The organism is Oleiphilus sp. HI0043 (assembly GCF_001634935.1).
In genome coordinates this window covers 1-925 of the sequence record NZ_LWEY01000550.1, presented here as the reverse complement: position 1 = coordinate 925, position 925 = coordinate 1, and the positions used below count along the sequence as shown (strand labels likewise).

The following is a 925-nucleotide window of genomic DNA, read 5'->3' as shown; positions in this document are numbered from 1 at the left end:
ATTGTGCTTAGACTTGTTGCTGCCTATTTAGTACTTATAATTTTTTCCTATATGCTTATGCACAGGAAATATTAGGAAAACATAACGAAGTACTTGTTCAAACTTCACGCCCCAAGCTGACTGATGTTGACCCCTCAAGCAATACTGGTTTAGTTACCGTTATCAAGAAAGAAGATTTCTCTAGTGATGCCGTAAGCGTTGCCGATATAGTTGAGCGCCAAGTGGGGGTTCAAGTCAGAGATCTTGGAGGCTTTGGCAGTTTCAGTTCTGTTAGTGTTCGCGGCTCATCTAGTAAACAAGTAAACGTGTACTTGGATGGTGTATTGCTGAATGGCTCCTACCAGGGGGCTGTCGACTTGAGCCAGTTCTTACTTGGTGCGGTTGAACAGGTAGAAATATACCGGGGTAATGTCCCGATATATTTAGAGCAAGCCGGGATTGGTGGGGCAATTAATATCAAGACTAGCGGTGGTGCACGAAAAGCCGGTGGCTTACTTAGTTCAAGTCTTGGTTCAGAAGGCATCAAACGTGCTGCAGCATCGTATAAAGGGAGTCTGGATACCCTTAATTATCTTTTTTCTGCTGAGCACTTTAGTGCTGACAATGACTATACAGTCATCAATACAAACGATACGCCCGATTATTACGCCGACGATTATGATCAAAATAAGAACAACAATGATGTTGTACATACATCACTTCTGGCATCATTTAACGAGCAGGTTAATGAGGCGTATCGATTTAGTTTAACTACGCAATACTCTAATAAAGAGCAGGGTGTTCCAGAGATACAAAACCTTGCAGACAATGATGCCACCTATGACTCAGAGTTCTTTTCGATGCAAGCCAATATAGAGCAGCATCTTAGGCGCGGTATTGTTTTTAACTATAGTTTATATGGACTTTATAAAGAAACGATATTTCG

The 925-nt window shown here is 41.6% G+C and carries 1 protein-coding gene; it reads left to right on the top strand.

What is annotated here, in order from left to right; genetic code table 11:
- Positions 1 to 68: 68 nt before the first annotated feature.
- On the top strand, positions 69 to 925 hold an 857-nt coding region (locus A3729_RS06755; RefSeq protein WP_197475640.1), incomplete at its 3' end, for a TonB-dependent receptor plug domain-containing protein.